Annotated in this window: 1 pseudogene; it reads right to left on the bottom strand. The window is 52.7% G+C overall.

What is annotated here, in order from left to right:
• A pseudogene (locus tag HBA93_RS19750) lies at positions 1-338 on the bottom strand (hypothetical protein); the annotation flags it as partial.

Below are 338 nucleotides of genomic sequence, written 5' to 3'. Positions count from 1 at the left end.
GACTGGTATGTGTGATGCCATACAAGCTTCAATCTGAACGCGTGTCAGTGCCGCGCCTTCCTGCTCAGCAGGTATTGCGTCCAGCTCCTGTTTCATTGCAGCGGTGCGTGGTCCGTATGCCGCACGGATTTTGTGTTCCCATGCTGCCTCTCTCTCAGCTGACCATTCTTCGCCTTTCATTAGGCAGACACGCTTGAACAGTCCGTTTTCAACGGCCTTGCTAAACGGGATATGATGCACCGAGAACGGAACTTTTCCTGCTAGTGCTTCTTGCACCAGTTCATTGAAGGGATTGAGCACGCCGTTATGTGTGGAAATGACACGGATTTTCCCGCCCC

It is taken from the genome of Ochrobactrum sp. SFR4, from assembly GCF_019730395.1.
Lineage (GTDB): Bacteria > Pseudomonadota > Alphaproteobacteria > Rhizobiales > Rhizobiaceae > Pseudochrobactrum.
This window is presented reverse-complemented; position numbering and strand designations above follow the sequence as displayed.